15 protein-coding genes and 1 other RNA gene are annotated in these 17135 nt (G+C 70.0%); 4 read left to right on the top strand and 12 right to left on the bottom strand.

The window, feature by feature from the left end:
* Positions 1–281: 281 nt before the first annotated feature.
* The gene (gene mdlC, locus ABZU43_RS06625) at positions 282–1877 is read left to right on the top strand and encodes a benzoylformate decarboxylase (protein ID WP_355005544.1); all 1596 of its coding nucleotides are present in this window, start codon (positions 282–284) and stop codon (positions 1875–1877) included.
* Between the two features lie 6 nt (positions 1878–1883).
* Here mdlC and ABZU43_RS06630 read toward each other — a convergent pair whose 3' ends face one another.
* The 10 genes from ABZU43_RS06630 to pruA form a co-directional block, all read right to left on the bottom strand.
* Positions 1884–2837 (bottom strand): hypothetical protein, encoded by a 954-nt coding sequence (locus ABZU43_RS06630; RefSeq protein ID WP_355005545.1) that lies wholly within the window; start codon positions 2835–2837, stop codon positions 1884–1886.
* A 45-nt stretch (positions 2838–2882) separates the two neighbouring features.
* The gene (locus ABZU43_RS06635) at positions 2883–3407 is read right to left on the bottom strand and encodes a hypothetical protein (RefSeq protein WP_355005546.1); all 525 of its coding nucleotides are present in this window, start codon (positions 3405–3407) and stop codon (positions 2883–2885) included.
* Between the two features lie 161 nt (positions 3408–3568).
* On the bottom strand, positions 3569–4246 hold the full coding sequence (locus ABZU43_RS06640) for a hypothetical protein (RefSeq protein WP_355005547.1): 678 nt from the start codon (positions 4244–4246) through the stop codon (positions 3569–3571).
* Between the two features lie 69 nt (positions 4247–4315).
* Positions 4316–4691: a transfer-messenger RNA gene (ssrA, locus tag ABZU43_RS06645) on the bottom strand.
* 104 nt (positions 4692–4795) lie between these two features.
* Positions 4796–5275 (bottom strand): SsrA-binding protein SmpB, encoded by a 480-nt coding sequence (gene smpB, locus ABZU43_RS06650; protein ID WP_124854050.1) that lies wholly within the window; start codon positions 5273–5275, stop codon positions 4796–4798.
* Between the two features lie 149 nt (positions 5276–5424).
* On the bottom strand, positions 5425–6300 hold the full coding sequence (ftsX, locus tag ABZU43_RS06655; protein ID WP_112582377.1) for a permease-like cell division protein FtsX: 876 nt from the start codon (positions 6298–6300) through the stop codon (positions 5425–5427).
* Positions 6301–6367: 67 nt separating this feature from the next.
* Positions 6368–7048 (bottom strand): cell division ATP-binding protein FtsE, encoded by a 681-nt coding sequence (ftsE, locus tag ABZU43_RS06660; RefSeq protein WP_030331491.1) that lies wholly within the window; start codon positions 7046–7048, stop codon positions 6368–6370.
* Positions 7049–7166: 118 nt separating this feature from the next.
* Positions 7167–8288 carry a peptide chain release factor 2 gene (prfB, locus tag ABZU43_RS06665; protein ID WP_355005548.1) on the bottom strand — a complete coding sequence of 374 codons (1122 nt, stop codon included), beginning with the start codon at positions 8286–8288 and terminating at the stop codon, positions 7167–7169.
* Positions 8289–8352: 64 nt separating this feature from the next.
* Positions 8353–8868, bottom strand: coding sequence for a PadR family transcriptional regulator (locus tag ABZU43_RS06670; RefSeq protein WP_238666587.1), 516 nt, complete (start codon positions 8866–8868; stop codon positions 8353–8355).
* 176 nt (positions 8869–9044) lie between these two features.
* On the bottom strand, positions 9045–10673 hold the full coding sequence (gene pruA, locus ABZU43_RS06675) for an L-glutamate gamma-semialdehyde dehydrogenase (protein WP_355005549.1): 1629 nt from the start codon (positions 10671–10673) through the stop codon (positions 9045–9047).
* Between the two features lie 291 nt (positions 10674–10964).
* Between pruA and ABZU43_RS06680 the strand changes: the two genes are divergently transcribed.
* Positions 10965–12119 carry a hypothetical protein gene (locus tag ABZU43_RS06680; RefSeq protein ID WP_355005550.1) on the top strand — a complete coding sequence of 385 codons (1155 nt, stop codon included), beginning with the start codon at positions 10965–10967 and terminating at the stop codon, positions 12117–12119.
* A gap of 166 nt (positions 12120–12285) precedes the next feature.
* Here ABZU43_RS06680 and ABZU43_RS06685 read toward each other — a convergent pair whose 3' ends face one another.
* Positions 12286–12795 carry a hypothetical protein gene (locus ABZU43_RS06685; RefSeq protein ID WP_355005551.1) on the bottom strand — a complete coding sequence of 170 codons (510 nt, stop codon included), beginning with the start codon at positions 12793–12795 and terminating at the stop codon, positions 12286–12288.
* A 217-nt stretch (positions 12796–13012) separates the two neighbouring features.
* Here ABZU43_RS06685 and ABZU43_RS06690 point away from each other — a divergent pair, with 217 nt between their 5' ends.
* Complete coding sequence (locus ABZU43_RS06690; protein ID WP_355005552.1) at positions 13013–13240, top strand: helix-turn-helix domain-containing protein; 228 nt, start codon at positions 13013–13015, stop codon at positions 13238–13240.
* 268 nt (positions 13241–13508) lie between these two features.
* Entirely contained in the window at positions 13509–14099 is a 591-nt protein-coding gene (locus tag ABZU43_RS06695) for an Rv3235 family protein (protein ID WP_355005553.1), read from the top strand.
* Between the two features lie 104 nt (positions 14100–14203).
* Here the strand turns inward: ABZU43_RS06695 and secA are convergent, their stop codons facing one another.
* Positions 14204–17131 (bottom strand): preprotein translocase subunit SecA, encoded by a 2928-nt coding sequence (secA, locus tag ABZU43_RS06700; protein ID WP_355005554.1) that lies wholly within the window; start codon positions 17129–17131, stop codon positions 14204–14206.
* Between the last annotated feature and the right edge of the window lie 4 nt (positions 17132–17135).

Consider the following 17135-nt stretch of genomic DNA (forward strand, 5'->3'; position numbering starts at 1 on the left):
CATCGACCGGATCCGCCCGCCGCATCGGGTTCAGCCGCGCTGTCAACGCCATGCCTGGCACCATAGCCTGCGTGCTGGGTGCTGGCTAAGGTCTGACCGGCGGGTGATCGGACAGTTAAGACGAAGGGCCGGCGCACCCGGCGGCGGAGCTCCCGGTGATCGAACGATCGGGGCCACCGACGGCCGAGAAACGCCCGAAAGGTCCGTCACATCCCGATAGATTCGGCTGATCGGGAGGGCGAGCGCGGTTGCCCCTGCCCGCGAGACGGAGGCAGGTGCGAATGGCAACTGTCCGGGACGCGACGTACGACGTGCTCCGCACCCTCGGTATGACCACTGTCTTCGGCAACCCCGGCTCCACCGAGGAGCCGTTCCTCCAAGACTTCCCCGCCGACTTCCACTACGTCCACGCGCTGCACGAGGCGACGGCCGTCGCGATGGCCGACGGCTACGCCCAGGCCACCGGGATGCCCGCCCACGTCAACCTGCACACCGCGCCGGGCACCGGCAACGGCATGGGCAACCTGGTCACCGCCTGGCACAACAAGACCCCGCTGATCGTCACCGCCGGCCAGCAGACCCGGGAGATGCTGCTCCTGGAACCCCGGCTGGCCAGCCGCCGACCCACCGAACTTCCGCAGCCCTACGTGAAGTGGGCCTACGAGCCGGCCCGGGCGCAGGATATCCCCGCCGCGATGCTGCGGGCGTACGCGACTGCGGTGCAACCACCGGCCGGGCCGGTCTTCCTCTCCCTGCCGATGGACGACTGGGCCCAGCCGGCCGACCCACCGCCCGCGCCGCGAACGGTGGCCACCCGCTTCGCGCCGGACCCCCAGCGGTTGGAGGAGTTCGTCCGGGTGCTGGCCGGCAGCCGCAACCCGGTGCTCGTGTACGGGCCGGGGGTGGACCGCTCCGGGAGCTGGTCGTCAGCGGTCGCGCTGGCGGAGCGGCTCGCCGCGCCGGTCTGGTCGGCTCCCGCCACCGAGCGGTCGGTGTTCCCCGAGGACCATCCGCACTTTCGCGGTGTGCTGCCGTACGCGATCGGTCCGCTCGCCGAGGCGCTGCGCGGGCACGACACGGTGCTGGTCGTCGGCGCCCAGGTGTTCCGCTACTACCCGTACGTGCCGGGCGGGCACCTGCCCGACGGCGCCCGCCTGCTGCACATCACTGACGACCCCGACGAGGCCGCGCGGGCACCGGTCGGTGACAGCCTGCTCAGCGACCCGGGACTGGCCCTGGCCGCGCTGGTCGAAGGGGTGCCGCCGAGCGACCGGCCGGCACCCAGGCGACGGGACGCGCTCGCGCCGCCGGAGATCAGCACCCCGCTGAGCGCTGACGCCCTGTTCGCCGCACTGGCGGCACACTGGCCGTCCGACGGCGTGCTAATCCAGGAGTCACCATCCAATCTGTCCGCGCTGCGTCGTCAGCTGCGGATCACCCGCCCGGCGTCGTACTTCACGATGGCCAGCGGCGGCCTCGGCTACGGCCTGCCGGCGGCCATCGGCATCGCACTGGCCGAACGGGACACCGGGCGCGGTCGCCCGGTGGTGGCGGTGATCGGCGACGGCTCCTTCCACTATTCGGTGCAGGCGCTCTGGACGGCCGCGCGCCTGGCACTGCCGGTGGTGGTCGTCGTCCCGGTCAACCAGCAGTACGCGATCCTCAAGGCGTTCGCCGAGCTGAAGCACACTCCCGGGGTGCCCGGCCTGGATCTGCCGGGGTTGGACATCGTCGCGATCGCGGCCGGCTACGGCTGCGCCACGCAGGTGGTCCAGACCGCCGACCAGCTCGGCGCGGCGCTCTCCGCCGGGCTGCGCGCCGACCGGCCCACCGTGGTGCCGGTACCGATCAGCACCGAAGTGCCCAGCATCCTCTGAACCGGGTCAGCGCGGTCCGATCGAGAGCGGGGCACCGGTGAGGACGTCCAGCACCGGTCGGCTGCCCAGCGGTGTCGCCAGGGTCACGGTGACCGGCTCCACCTTCAGCAGGGCGATGCATTCGCCGGTGGCCCGGGTGACGCCGCCACCGACCACCACGACGTCCGGCCGTTCCCACACCAACGGCGTGATCCCGGTGTCGCACGCGCCGACGCCGAGGCGCACTGTCAACCGGGCGCCGTCGACGGTGGCCAGGTCATGGGCCGCCACCAACCCGTCCGGCAGGGGCCGGGCCGGCGTGGTCGGCTCGGGCACGGGGGTGACCGCCGTCGGCGCGACGGCGAGCCGGACCACCGGCGTGGTCAGCTCCTTGATGGTGAACAGCCAGGCCGGGACCTGCGCCACGCCACGGCTCGTGCGCACCGGCACGGCACCCAACGTGACAGCGGTGACGGTGAGCGGGAGGCAGGCGGTCTGCGTGCTGCTCGTGGCCCACCCGTCGGGTCCCGGTTCGACTGTGGGGCCGCCGGGGGTGGGTCGTCCGGGCCGTTTCGGCCGCCCCGGGCAGGGCAGTGGGTCACCCTGGTCGAGCTGCCGGTACGCCTCGGCGGCACTGACCAACGGCAGCGTCAACCGCCCGTCCGGGAACTGGATCTCGCCGCCGACCCGGGTGGGCGGTATTCCGACCTGCTCGCGGTACCACCCGGCCCGAAAGGCCGCCTCGGTCTCGGGGGTGAAGCCCGGGTCACCGGTGAGCAGTGTCGGCCCCTCCAACGGCACGTAACCCGTGCGCCACTCGACGCCGGGCCGCCACGCCTCGGCGACCTGAGCGGCCCGCTGGGCGAAGGCCTCCGCCCCGTCCGTGCGGCTGGGCGGGCCGCCGGCCGGACCGGCGTCGGTCGCGGCACAGCCCGTCAGGAGCAGCAACGGGAGTACGAGCAGCAGGGCGAGCCGATTCATGCACGGTTCGACGCCCCCGCCGACCGGCCGGTTCCCGACCTGAACTCAGGTCTCGCCACCCAGATCCGTCTGGTACGCCTCCCAGAGCAGGTCGGCGCCGCGCCGCCGATGTCGGGCCAACCGCCGCAGCAGGTGCCCGGCCCGGTGGCGCAACTCATCGGGGCGCGTCTCGGGCCGCTCGGCGATCTGCTGAACCGCCAGGATCACGGCGACGATCGCCTCGTGCTCCCGGGTCAGCAGCCGCACCCCGTGGTCCAGTCGTGGCGACTGGCTGAGCAACTCCCGGTAGAGGCCGGTGGGACCTTCGGTGACCCGGACGTGCTCGGCGAAACCGTGGCGCACCGGACGCAGGCGAAGGAGCACCTCCTCGCGCCAGCACGGCTCGGTGCTCGCGACGGCGACGGCCCGGCCGAGGGCGTGCACGTCACCGGCGAGGCCGGCCGGGCGCGGCACGCCGGGAAGACCGAGGGAATGTGGATCGGCGGGGAGCCCCGCCGGATGCGCGACGCGCGGTTGGGCGACGACTGACGGCTGCTGGACCGGACCGGTGACCATTGGCACCTCCCGCACGGCGACTCTGCTACCCCATACCGCGATGGTGAGGCTGCCAGGCCCACCCTGTCCAGGGCCCAGACTCGTCTCATCTGCCCCGTTGACCGCAGGAACCCCACCAGCCCCGCTGCTGTTGGCCTCCAGCCTTCCGCAACGGCCGCCTGGGACGTACGACCGCCTCAGTCGGCCGACGGGCGCTCTGCCAGCCGGCGCAGGTGGTCGGCCACGGCGGTCGCGTCGCCGGCCGGCTCGTCGCCCGGTCGACCCGTCGTGATCGCCTCGGCCAGCGCCCGCAGCTCGGACGGCGGCAGGACGGGCAGCCCCATGCCGCGCAGTGGGATGGTGACCCCCCGGGCGCTCCCCGGGTCGGTCGCGAGGATGGCCCGCGCCTGCGGTTCGCCGGCCGGGTCGTCAACGCCCGGCTCTCGGTACGACACCGCACCGGACTCGATCCGGGCGGTGGCGAGGTCGACGGAGCGGGTGCGCAGCGCACCGCGTACCCGAGCCCGGCTGCCGTCCAGCCAGGCGGCCGTACGGAGCACCCGCAGCACCAGGTAGAGGCCGAGCAGCACAAAGGGCAGACCACACAGGCCGACAAACGGGCTGGGACCGGACTGGTTCGGGTCGACGGAGTCGCGCAGCCCGGGCGGCAACAGCCCCGGTGGCAGGTCGCGAGCCTCCTCATAGGAGGGGAACGCGTCACCCCGGCCGGTCAGTCGGCGCAGCAGCCCATCGGCGACGAGGGGCAGTGCCACGAACGCCGCGCCGACGGCCGTGAGCAGGACGCCGAACACCACCGCCACGACGCGCTGGCCGGGCGACGCGCCGACCGACAGGCGCAGCTCCTGGTTGGTCACAGGAGGCAGCGTAGGACCCCGCGAACAACAAAGCGCCCCGGCTGGTGGGCCGGGGCGCTTCGTTCGAGGTGGTGGAGGTGCCGGGAATCGAACCCGGGTCCTTCGCCGGTTTGTCAGGGCTTCTCCGAGCGCAGCTCGCTGTGCCTCTACTCGGCCCCACCGCTCACGCGAGCAAGTTGGTGTGACGGGCCCAGTCGCTGATTAATCTCGCCGCACGGACCCCGCGACCGGGTCCGATTGGCCAGCCTCCTAGCTGATGCCGGCTACTGGGACGAAGGCGTTCCCAGGCCGACAGACTTAGCTACTCGCCTCAGGCGGCGAGAGCGAAGTCAGCGCGATTTTGCTTGGCGCTTATAAGTTTCCGACGACCGATTCTCGAGACGACGTCGGCTTCCTCGGCTCGCTTCCCCTGTCGCTGCGTACGAAGTCGAAACCAGTCACCCCCTCGACAGGCCGCCGATGTGGCGGCACTGACAAGACTAACGCCTTGCGCAACAGCTTTCATCCCGAGCCCCAGGCCGGCACGCCGACCCGGACAAACAGGATGAACTAGTCGTCCATTCCCTTGCCACGTCGACCGGAAACCCGGGCGATCTCCCGGTCCGCGTCGCGCTTGGCGAGATCCTGGCGCTTGTCGTACGACTTCTTGCCCTTGGCCAGGGCGATCTCGACCTTGGCCCAGCCGTCCGAGAAGTAGACCTGCAACGGGACGATGGTGAAACCGCCCTCGCGGGTCCTGCCGAGGAGCTTGTCGATCTCGCCCCGGTTGAGCAGCAGCTTGCGGGTACGCCGGGGCTCATGGTTGGTCCAGGTGCCCTGGGTGTACTCCGGGATGTGCATCGCGTGCAGGAACAACTCGCCGTCACGTTCCTGCGCGAACGCGTCGACAAGTGACGCCCGCCCGGCCCGAAGCGACTTGACCTCGGTGCCGGTCAGCGCCATGCCCGCCTCGTACGTGTCGAAGATGGCGTAGTCGTGGCGCGCCTTCTTGTTGGAGGCGACCACCTTGCGCCCCTTTTCCCGTGGCATCGGTGCCACCCCCTCTCCTGGCGTCCGCGGCCGGGCTCACCCCGGCCGGACAACCGATCATGCTACCCGAATGACAAGGACCCTCCCGCGCCGTTTATTTCCGGCTGGGGGAGGGTCCTCGGGAGACCACGGGACGACCCGTACGGTGCCTAGACCCGCAGGTAGAAGCGCAGGGTGATCCAGGCGGTGCCCGCGCTGACCAGACCACCGACGCCGGCCATCAGCGGGAAGATGAACAGGATGTCGCCCCAGGTGATCGGCGAGAGCAGACCCTGCAACGCGCTCAGCGACCCGTCGAAGAGCAGATACTTCGCCGCGACCAGGGCCACCAGACCGAGGAGTGAACCGATCAGGCCGGCCACCACGGCCTCCAGCACGAACGGCGCCTGGATGAACCAGTTGGACGCGCCGACCAGCTTCATGACCGCCACCTCACGCCGCTTGCTGTACGCGGCCACCTGAATGGTGTTCGCGACCAGCAGCAGGGCGGCGACCGCCATCACGATGGCAGCGGCCAGGGCGATGTTCTGGATCGCGGTGAGGATGTTGAAGATCTTGTCGAGCAGTCGACTCTGGTCGACGATCTCCTCGACACCCTCCGTGTCCTTGTACTGGTCGTAGACGTTCTTGTACTGCTCCGGATTGTTCAGTGTGAGTCGGAAAGACTCGGGCAGCTGGTCCGGCTTGACCGCGTTGACCAGATCCGGCGCGTCCTGGTACATCGACTTGAAGCGCTCGTACGCCTGGGCCTTGTCGACGTAGATGACCTCCTTGACCAGGGGGTCGCCGTCGAGCTTGGTCTGCAGGTCGGTGCGCTGCTGCTCGCTCACCTCCTGCTCCATGAAGATCGAGACCTGGATGTTCTTGTAGTAGAGGTCCTTCATGTCGTCGACCTGGCGGTACATCAGACCGCTGGCGCCGAGCATGGTCAGCGAGACCGCCATCGTGATGATCATCGCGATGGACATGGTCACGTTGCGCCACAGTCCGACCAGTACCTCGGACAGGACGTATTTCACGCGCATCGGGATTTCCTCCGGGTCTCCGGCATGAGGTGTTCGTCGTCAGGCTGCGCAGGGGTGGAGCGCCGGCTCACCCGTAGACGCCGCGGGCCTGGTCACGCACGATGCGACCGCTCTCAATCTCAACGACGCGGCGGCGCATCTGGTTCACGATGTTGGAGTCGTGGGTGACCATCACGACGGTCGTGCCGGTGCGATTGATCCGGTCCAGCAGACGCATGATCTCGATCGAGGTGTCCGGGTCCAGGTTTCCGGTGGGCTCGTCCGCCAGCAGGATCAGCGGACGGTTCACGAACGCCCGGGCGACGGCGACCCGCTGCTGCTCACCACCGGAGAGCTCGTGCGGGTAGCGATGCTCCTTGCCACCGAGCCCGACCAGCTCCAGCACCTCCGGCACGACCCGGCGGGCAACCGCCTTCGTCTTACCGATCACCTCAAGGGCGAACGCCACGTTCTCGTAGGCGGTGCGGTTGGGCAGCAACCGGAAGTCCTGGAAGACGCAGCCGATCGAACGCCGGAAGTGGGGTCGCTTCCAGGATCGCATCGACGTGACGTCCTTGCCGTTGACGACGACGCGCCCCTTGTTGGGGGCCACCTCGTGCAGCAGCATTTTGATGATCGTGGACTTGCCGGAGCCGGATGGACCGATGAAGAAGACGAACTCGCCCTTCTCGATCGAGACGGACACGTTGTCGAGCGAAGGCCGGGACGCCTTCGGGTACGTCTTCGTCACTTGCTCAAGCTGAATCACGGGTGGTGAGTCTACGCGGTGTAACAACTGAGCCAAGCCCCACGCCCCACAGATCCGGCGCGCGTCGTCGAATCAGGCCTCTACCTGGAGATCGATGACGCGCTCCGCCCGCGAGCCGTCACGCAGCGTCGTTGGCGAGTTGACGCTGCTTGCGCCAACGGATGCCGGCCTCGATGAAATCGTCGAGGTCGCCGTCGAAGACCCCGCTCGGATTGCCGGTCTCCTGCTCGGTTCGGAGATCCTTCACCATCTGATACGGGTGCAGGACGTAGGAGCGCATCTGGTCGCCCCACGAGCTCGTGCCGCCGCTCTTGAGGCCGGCCATCTTCTCTTCCTCCTCCTGGCGCTTGCGCTCCAGGAGCCGGGCCTGGAGCACCCGCAGCGCGGAGGCCTTGTTCTGCAACTGGGACTTCTCGTTCTGGCACGTCACCACGATGCCCGTCGGAATGTGCGTCAGGCGCACCGCCGAGTCGGTGGTGTTGACGCTCTGCCCACCCGGCCCGGAGGAGCGGTAGACATCGACCCGAATCTCGTTCTCCGGGATGTCGATGTGGTCGGTCTGCTCGGTGACCGGCAGAACCTCGACACCCGCGAAGCTGGTCTGCCGACGGCCCTGGTTGTCGAACGGGCTGATCCGGACCAGCCGGTGCGTGCCCGACTCGACGCTGAGCGTGCCGTACGCGTACGGCACCTTGACCGCGAAGGTGGCCGACTTCAGGCCCGCCTCCTCGGCGTACGACGTCTCGTAGACCTCGGTGGGGTAGCCGTGCCGCTCCGCCCAGCGCAGGTACATCCGCAGCAGCATCTCGGCGAAGTCCGCGGCGTCCACGCCACCCGCGCCGGCCCGGATGGCGACCAGCGCCTCCCGGGAGTCGTACTCGCCGGAGAGCAGGGTGCGGACCTCCATCTCCTGGATGGCCTTGGTCAGCCCGGTGATCTCCGACTCGACCTCGGTCAGCACACCCGGGTCGGCCTCGGCCTCGGCCAGCTCCAGCAGCACCTGGGCGTCGTCGAGACCGGAACGTAGGCTGCCCAGCTTGCTGATCTCGCCGTTGACGTACGACAGCTGCGAGGTCACCTGCTGGGCCTTGGCCTGGTCGTCCCACAGATCGGGGGCGGAGGCCTCCTGCTCCAGGCGGGCCTTGTCCTCGTGGAGCCGGTCGAGGTTGAGGACGGCCTCGATGTTTCGCAGGGTCGCGTCGAGTTCCTTGAGCTGTTCGGCGTAATCGGCAGCGGTCACGACAGACAAGCGTACTGCGTCGGTAGCGGAGCAGCTCGTTCCCTATGCGCGAACCCGCCGACCATCACCCGACGGGGGCGGACTTCAACCACGACAGGGCCGCGCGGTGGTAGGCGACGGCGAACTCCAGCGCGCTGGCGTCGTACGTCTCGCCGTCCCGTTTGGCGTTCTTCACCTGCTCCCGCACCTGGGCGAGGGCCTCGGTGTGGTATTCGTTGGCCGAGGCGTACAGGCCCTTCAGCTGGCTGGCGGAGTGCAGGTTGCCGAACGCCATCCGGAGCGCTATCGGGTTGCGGATGGTGTCCCGCCCCGGGTTCTCCGCGAGCCAGCGGGAAAACGTCCGTTTTCCGCTGGCGGTGAGTGCGTAGGGCTGACTCATCCGCGGGCCCGGCTTGCCGAGCCGCACGTAACCCCGCTCAGCCAGCACCGGCAACTCGCGGTACACCTGACTGCGGGTCATCGACCAGTACGGCGCCAGACGGCGCTCAGCGGCGGCCATCAACTGACCGCCTGTCATCGGGCCCTCGTGGAGGAGGCCGAGAAGGGCCGCCGCCGTAGGGTTGACTCCGGAATCCGCCATGGCCACTACGCTGCCACTTTGCGCACCCGGCGTCCAGGATTTGCCGGTTTGCCACCCGACAGGACTTCCTAAGTGCACTGTCGGCGGCAGACTGTCCGTTGAGGACTATCGATGGATTGCCACATTCGGGGCATCCCGCCGGCGACGCCCACGCGCCGCCGGCGGGTCGTCGCCGGTCAGCCCATGTGGGGGTACGTGTGGTCGGTCGGCGGCACGAAGGTCTCCTTGATCGTCCGCGGGGAGACCCAGCGGACCAGGTTCAGCCAGGAGCCGGCCTTGTCGTTGGTGCCGCTGGCGCGGGCGCCACCGAAGGGCTGCTGCCCGACCACCGCGCCGGTCGGCTTGTCGTTGATGTAGAAGTTGCCGGCCGCGTACCGCATCCGCTCGCCGACCGACTCGACGACCCGGCGGTCGGTGGCGAACACCGAGCCGGTCAACGCGTACGGGGCGATCGACTCCGCCTGCGCGACGACCTCGTCGAAGCGGGCGTCGTCGAACACGTGCACGCCCAGGATCGGCCCGAAGTACTCGGTGGTGAAGGTCTCGTGAGCGGCGTCGCCGCACTCGAAGAGCGTCGGTCGCACGAAGTAGCCGACCGAGTCGTCGGCGGTGCCACCGGCCAGCACCCGGCAGCTGTCGTCACCGGCGATCAGCTCCAGCGCGGCGGTGTGCCGGGCGAACGCCTTGTCGTCGATGACCGCACCGCCGAAGTTGCCGAAGTCGGCCACGTCACCGTAGGTCAGCGAGTCGGCAGTGGCGGCCAGCCGGTCCCGCAGCCCGCCCTCCCAGATCGAGCGCGGCACGTACGCCCGCGAGGCCGCCGAGCACTTCTGGCCCTGGTACTCGTACGCGCCACGGATCAGCGCGGTGTGCAGAGCGTCCACGTCGGCGCTGGTGTGCGCGACGACGAAGTCCTTGCCGCCGGTCTCGCCGACCAGGCGCGGGTAGCCCCGGTAGCGGGAGATGTTGTCGCCCACGGTCCGCCACAACTGCTGGAAGACCTTCGTCGAACCGGTGAAGTGGATGCCGGCCAGATCCGGGTCGGCGAGCACGACATCGGAGACCTCCTCGCCCCGACCGGTGACCATGTTGATCACGCCGGGCGGCAGGCCGGCGGCCTCGAACAGCCGCATCGTGAAGTGCGCGGCGAACTGCTGGGTCGGGCCCGGCTTCCAGACCACGGTGTTGCCCAGCAGGGCCGGCGCCGACGGCAGGTTGCCGGCGATGGCGGTGAAGTTGAACGGGGTGACCGCGTAGACGAAGCCCTCCAGCGGGCGGTGGTCGAAGCGGTTCCAGACGCCGGGCGAGGACGCCGGCTGCTCCTCGAGCAGGCGACGCGCGAAGTGCACGTTGAACCGCAGGAAGTCGATGAACTCGCACGCCGCGTCGATCTCCGCCTGGATCGCGGTCTTCGACTGACCGAGCATGGTGGCGGCGTTGAGCGTGTCCCGCCAGGGACCGGCGAGCAGCTCGGCGGCACGCAGGAAGATCGCGGCGCGCTCCTCGAAGGGCAGCGCCCGCCACATCGGCGCGGCGTCCTTGGCCGCCCTGGTCGCGGCGCGCGCGTCGTCGTGGGTGGCGTGCCCGGTCACCCCCAGCACGTGGGCGTGCTTGTGCGGCTGCACCACGTTGATCGGGTCACCGCCGGCCATCCGCTGCTCACCGCCGATGGTCATCGGCAGGTCGATGCGCTCGGCGGCGAGCTCGGTCAGCCGCCGCTGGAGCCGGTCCCGGTCGGGGCTGCCCGGCTCGTAGTTGCGAACCGGCTCGTTGCGCGGCTCGGGAACGGAGAACACGGCATCCATCAAGGCTCCTGGCGATCTCGACAGCAGTGGCGAAACCGGACCCGCGGGCGCCGACCGGATGGCCGGACACCGGACGCCGCACGGGAAGCCGAGCAGCGGCGGGACCTCCCGTGATTCTCCCACGACGAGCCGCGCGACCCACTTCCGCCACCGCCCCGCGCCAAGGACCGCCCCACCCCTCCTCCCCTTACCTACCGGCCTCGATCCGTCCCGCTGTCCCGGGGCGACAGGCAGCCCAGCGGGCCCGCGTACCCTGAATGGTCGGTGACCTGCCGCCTCGAAGGGGAAACGATGACCAAGCAGCCCGGCCGCGTCCCCGCGGTCAAGCAGCCCGGCCGCGTCCCGGCCGCTGAGTCGGACGAGCCGGCGGTCGACGCGGCCAGCGCCGGCAGTCGGCCGCTGCCCGCCCCCGGCGCCGCAGTGCTCGCGCTGCTGGCGCTCGGCTGGCTGGCCGCCATGCTCTGGTCCACCCGGGAGGCCATCACCTCGGCGGCGGCCGGGGTCACCGCGATCAGCCTCTCCGCGTTCGCCCTGCCCGGCGTGATCTCGGCCGCGCTGGTGGCCGGGGCCGCCGTCGCGCTGGCCGCCGGCAACCTGCTGGCCCGCCGGTACGGCGACTGGGCCACCCTGCGCTTCGCCGGGGCGATCGGCGGCGGAATGCTGGTCGGGCTCGCCGCCGCGGTGGCCATCAACCTGACCTACTTCGACACGTCCACCACCAACGTGATCGCCGGCACCACGGCGGCCGCGGCGATCATCGGGGGCGCGCTGGCCGGCGCGCGGACCGCCCCGGCGATCGGTGCTGTGGTCACCGCCGCGCTGGGCACGCTGATCTTCGTGGTCGCGTTCAGCCGCGCCCGGGACCCGCTGTTCGACCTCTTCGGCTCCGGCGACAGCCAGGAGTCGCTGATCAACGCAGCCAAGTGGGTGTCCCGCACCGAATCGCTCGTCGCCGGGCTGCTCGCCGGGCTACTGGCCTTCGGCTACCTGACGTGGGCGCGGCGTCGAGCCGTCCGCCGCGATCCCGGGGCACCCGCGCTGCGCTGGCCGGCGTACCTGCTTGCCGGCGCCGGCCCGGGGCTCCTCCTGCTGCTCGCCGAAGTGATCATCAGGGTTGGCGGCCGGTCGCTGCTCGACCTCGCCAGCGCGCTCAGTGAGGCCGACGCGGTAGCCCAGACCTCGCTGGGCACCTCGCGGGTCGACAACGGCATCTGGGTGCTCTTCGTGGGGGCGCTGACCGCGCTCATCGCGTTCGGCCGCACGCTCAGCCCGGCCCACAGCGACGACGACGAACCCGCCAGCGACCCGAACCCCGTCGCGAACCAGGTCGACCCGGCCGACGACAAGCCGGGCTACGCCAAGGCGTTCGACGCCGACCCGGCCGAGACGTCCGACGCACCTGACACCTCCGAAGCCAACCCGGCAAAGGCCGACCCAACGCGCTGAGCCCGCCCCGACGCAGCCGCCCTCTCCCCGGTCGATCAAGGAGTTGTGGTGGGCGGTTCACCCGCCTGTGCGGCTTGTGTCTACCACCACAACTCCATGATCGGCGCGGGGGCGCGCACCGCGGGGGGCCGGGGGCGGCTCGGGCGGTCTGGGCCGGTTTTCCCGGTCAGTCGGTGGCGTGGAGAACCTGGTCCAGCTCCGTCACGTCATACCACTCCAGCTCGTGGTCCTCGGCGCCGTCCACGGTGAACTGGGCGTCCGGGTCACCAGCCGCCGCCTCAGCCACCACGTCGGCAGCAGCGCCGACCTCCTCGGCCGCGTCCTCGCCATCCACGTGGATGGCCGCGACGGCACCCACCGGCACGGCGTCGGCCAACGTCACAGTGCTGGAGCCGAGCTCACCGTCAGCGCGCCCGACCGCCGCCGACGGCAGGTCGACCGAGACGACGACGCGACGCCGGGGAGCGGTCGGATCGGCCCGGAGCAGGTGCAGGGCGTCCTGGGCTGCGCGGGTGAAGGCGACGTACTCCAACTCCTCCTCGTCACCCTCGGCGTACCACTCACGAAGCGCCGGAGTCACGGCGTGCGCCTGGTCGGCGGCCAGCCCCTCCTCGCGAAGCCGAGCCAGCATCGGTACGGTCGCCGGCACGTACACCCGGACAAGCTCGTCGGTCACCGGTCGTCTCCCCGCGTCGTCCTCCACCGGCGGCCGCCGGCACGGGCGCAGATCATGCCGCACGCCGTGACCGTCATACACCCCGCCTCCGGCCGGAGGAAGTTTCCCGCCGGTGTGTCCCCCGCGGGGTTGGTCGGCCACCGAACCGGTGCGGCGCTGGGCGGCGGGGTCTGTCGGTGGCAAACTGAGCCAAACGACATCAACCCCGGGAGTTTCTGTGGAACCCAGGTTCCTGCTGCTCTCCGACGTGGCCGCCGAGCTCAACGTGTCGGACTCGCAGGTCTACCACATGGTGCGCAGCGGTGAACTGCCGGCAATCAAGATCGGCGGGCGCGGCCAGTGGCGCGTAGAGCGCACCCGGCTGGAGGAGTACATAGCGCGCAAATACGATGAAACGGCAGACTGGGTGCAGAGCAACCCGCTGGTCGACCGCGACCCCGAGTAGCAGAGCCCAAGCCCGCCCGTCCATCCCGCGAGCTGAGCCCGCCGAGCCCGCCGAGCCCGCCGAGCCCCGTCGAGAGCATGATCCACTCGGATTCACGGAAGTCGGGGCGTTAGGGCAGCTGGGACACCGCGTTATCAAGGAACCCGAGTGGATCATGCCCTTTGTCGGGTCGGGGCCGCCACGAAGCCATTGACCGAGGCCATTCTGTCACCCAGAATCGAGCTTGTCGGAGGCAAACGTAGGCAAACGCAAGATCAAAGGGGTCCTGATGAGCGGAACGCGACCCGGTCCTTCCCGACCCCCAGTGCGGCTACGCCCCGTTCCGCCCTTCGACCCGCCCTACGTGGACGAGAGCGACGGGTCGTACTGGCCAGGGCCGACCGACGGTCAACTCGCCCTCGACCTGTTCGCCTCCACCCGGCCCAGCCCGGTCCGGCCGGCGGAGCGGCGAGCAGCCCTGCGCCCGGTGCCCAGCCGGTCCACCACCCACCCGGTCGCGTCGTTGCCGCCGTCGACCGCACCGGAAACCACCCGGGCCGCGCACCGCTTCGTCGGCACCTGCCTGGAGGTGGTCAACGGCTACCGTTCGCCGGCCCAGGTGCGAGCGCTGCTCGACCCGGCCCGAGCGGGCGACCTGCTGACCGAGCTCGCCCGCGCATCCGGCCGGGCCGGGACATCCCGCCGCCGTAGCGGCCGACCACTCGTCCGGCTGCTACGCCTGCGGGTCTGTGAGCCCCGGGAGACCGCAGTGGAGGCGGCAGCCGTCCTCACCGGCGCGGGCGGCCGAAGTTGGGCGATGGCCCTGCGCCTCGAACATCGCCGGGGCCGCTGGCTCTGTGTCGCCCTGCACGTGCTCTGACCCGCCTGCCCCGGTCGGTCGCGAGGCTCGCAAGAACACCGACGGGCCCCGGCCTGGTCGGCCGGGACCCGTCGGTCAGACGCTGTCGGTGCAGCTGCTGTTGGTCAGTTGCCGCCGTTGGGCGCGCCGTGGCAGCGCTTGTACTTGCGACCCGAGCCGCACGGGCACGGCGCGTTGCGGGACGGGCCGTTGCTCGCCTCCGCCTGGTTCGGTGCCGGCCGACGGGCAGCAGCCGACGGAACAGCCGGCCCACGCAGCCCGGAGGCCGGCCGCTGCGGCGCGGACGGCGCGCTCCGCCCCGGTGCCGCCGGAGCACCCGGAGCCGGTCGTCCCACACCGAGCGCCGGTGCCTGCTGTTCGGCCTGCTCCACGGCGACCGCACCCGGGCTGGCCTCACCGTCGATGGTGGGGGCGGAGTATTGCAGGCCCTGCCGCCGCGGCGCCTGGTTGAGGCCCTTGGCCCGGATCTCCACCGGCTTGTCGAGCAGGGTGACCTCGTCGGCCCCCTCCTCCGGCTCCGGTTCGGTCACCTGGACGTCGACGTTGTAGAGGAAACCGACTGTCTCCTCCTTGATGCCCTCCATCATGGTGGCGAACATGTCGAAGCCTTCGCGCTGGTATTCCACCACCGGGTCGCGCTGGGCGTACGCCCGGAGGTTGATGCCCTCCTGGAGGTAGTCCATCTCGTAGAGGTGCTCGCGCCACTTGCGGTCGATGACCTGGAGCAGCACCATCCGCTCGAGCTGGCGCACCCCCTCGGTGCCGAGCTGCTCCTCACGCCGGTCGTACGCGGCGTTGGCGTCGTCCTTGAGGCGGGCGACCAGGAAGTCGGCGTCCATGCCGGCCCGGGAGCCACCGGCCTCCTCTTCCAACTCCTCGATCGTCACGCCGACCGGGTAGAGCTGCTTGAGGCTGGACCAGAGCTGATCGAGGTCCCAGTCTTCGCCGTAGCCGTCCGAGGTGGCGCCCCGCACGTACGCCTCGACGGTGTCGTCGATCATGTTGCGGACCTGGTCGGAGAGGTCTTCACCGTTGAGCACCCGGAGCCGCTCGGCGTAGACGACCTGGCGCTGCTTGTTGAGCACCTCGTCGTACTTGAGCACGTTCTTGCGGATCTCGGCGTTCTGACCCTCGATCTGGGCCTGGGCGCTCTTGATCTGCCGGGTGACCATCTTCGACTCGATGGGCACGTCCTCCGGGATGTTGAAGCGCTCCATCACCGCCTCGACCGCTCCGGCCCGGAAGCGCCGCATCAGCTCGTCCTGAAGGGACAGGTAGAAACGGGACTCGCCCGGGTCGCCCTGCCGGCCGGCACGACCACGCAGCTGGTTGTCGATCCGCCGGGACTCGTGCCGCTCGGTGCCCAGCACGTAGAGGCCGCCGGCGGCCGAGACCTCTTCCGCCTCGGCGTCGCAGGCCTGCTTCCAGGTCGGAAGGACCTCCTCCATCGCCTTGGCGTACTCTTCCTCGTTCTCCAGCGGGTCGAGGCCGCGCTGGCGCAGCTCGTTCGCGGCGAGGAACTCGGGGTTGCCGCCGAGCAGGATGTCGGTGCCGCGGCCGGCCATGTTGGTCGCCACGGTGACCGCGCCCTTACGCCCGGCCTGGGCGACGATCTCGGCCTCCCGGGCGTGGAACTTGGCGTTCAGCACGTTGTGCGGGATGCCACGGCGGCGCAGCAGCTGGGAGAGGATCTCGGAGTTTTCCACCGAGACGGTGCCCACCAGCACCGGCTGGCCCATCTGGTGCCGCTCGGCGATGTCCTCGATGACGGCGTTGAACTTGGCCTTCTCGGTCTTGTAGATGACGTCCGGCCGGTCCTCGCGAACCATCGGGCGGTGGGTCGGAATGGTCACGACGCCGACCTTGTAGACCTTGTTGAACTCGCTCGCCTCGGTCTGCGCCGTACCGGTCATCCCGGACAGCTTCTCGTAGAGGCGGAAGTAGTTCTGGAGGGTGATGGTGGCCAGGGTCTGGTTCTCCTGCTTGATCTCCACCCCCTCCTTGGCCTCGATCGCCTGGTGCATGCCCTCGTTGTAGCGACGGCCATGCAGGATGCGACCGGTGAACTCGTCGACGATCAGGACCTCACCGTCGCTGACGATGTAGTCCTTGTCGCGCTTGTAGAGCTCCTTGGCCTTGATGGCGTTGTTGAGGTAGCCGACCAGCGGGGTGTTCACCGACTCGTACAGGTTGTCGATGCCGAGCCGGTCCTCGACCTTGGCGACACCCCGCTCGGTCACCGCGATGGTGCGCTTGGAGTGGTCGACCTCGTAGTCGCCCTCGCCGTCGGTGCCGGCCTGGAGCCGGGCCACCACACCGGCGAACTCGCCGTACCAGCGGGCGGAGTGCTCGGCCGGGCCGGAGATGATCAGCGGGGTGCGGGCCTCGTCGATCAGGATGGAGTCGACCTCGTCGACCACCGCGAAGTTGTGCCCGCGCTGCACCAGCTCTTCCTTCGACCAGGCCATGTTGTCGCGCAGGTAGTCGAAGCCGAACTCGTTGTTGGTGCCGTAGGTGATGTCGCACTCGTACGCGGCCTTGTGCTCACTTGCCGGCCGGTTGGGCAGCACCACGCCGACGGTCAGCCCGAGGAACTCGTGCACCCGACCCATCCACGCCGCGTCACGCTGGGCGAGGTAGTCGTTGACCGTGATCACGTGGACGCCCTTGCCGGAGAGCGCGTTGAGGTAGACGGCCATGACCGAGGTCAGCGTCTTGCCCTCACCGGTCTTCATCTCGGCGATGTTGCCGAAGTGAAGCGCCGCGCCGCCCATCACCTGGACGTCGTACGGGCGCTGGCCGAGCACCCTGGCGGACGCCTCACGGGCAACCGCGAACGCCTCCGGCAGCAGGTCGTCGAGGGTCTCACCCTCGTCGAGCCGCTCCCGGAACTGTTCGGTCATGCCGGCCAGTTCCTCGTCGGTGAGGTTGACGTAGTCGTCCTCGATCGAGCTGACGGCATTGGCGATCGCCTTGAGGCGGCGCACCATGCGGCCCTCGCCCGCGTTAAGGACCTTTTCCAGAATCGACACGGAT

Source organism: Micromonospora sp. NPDC005205 (genome assembly GCF_040608275.1).
GTDB lineage: Bacteria > Actinomycetota > Actinomycetes > Mycobacteriales > Micromonosporaceae > Micromonospora.

Excerpts from the sequence above, each read along its gene's own strand:
- ABZU43_RS06695 (WP_355005553.1), top strand. The coding sequence starts at position 13,509 with ATGAGCGGAACGCGACCCGGTCCTTCCCGACCCCCAGTGCGGCTACGC.
- smpB (WP_124854050.1), bottom strand. The coding sequence starts at position 5,275 with ATGCCACGGGAAAAGGGGCGCAAGGTGGTCGCCTCCAACAAGAAGGCG.
- ftsX (WP_112582377.1), bottom strand. The coding sequence starts at position 6,300 with ATGCGCGTGAAATACGTCCTGTCCGAGGTACTGGTCGGACTGTGGCGC.
- ABZU43_RS06670 (WP_238666587.1), bottom strand. The coding sequence starts at position 8,868 with ATGGCGGATTCCGGAGTCAACCCTACGGCGGCGGCCCTTCTCGGCCTC.
- ABZU43_RS06680 (WP_355005550.1), top strand. The coding sequence starts at position 10,965 with ATGACCAAGCAGCCCGGCCGCGTCCCCGCGGTCAAGCAGCCCGGCCGC.
- ABZU43_RS06630 (WP_355005545.1), bottom strand. The coding sequence starts at position 2,837 with ATGAATCGGCTCGCCCTGCTGCTCGTACTCCCGTTGCTGCTCCTGACG.
- mdlC (WP_355005544.1), top strand. The coding sequence starts at position 282 with ATGGCAACTGTCCGGGACGCGACGTACGACGTGCTCCGCACCCTCGGT.
- pruA (WP_355005549.1), bottom strand. The coding sequence starts at position 10,673 with ATGGATGCCGTGTTCTCCGTTCCCGAGCCGCGCAACGAGCCGGTTCGC.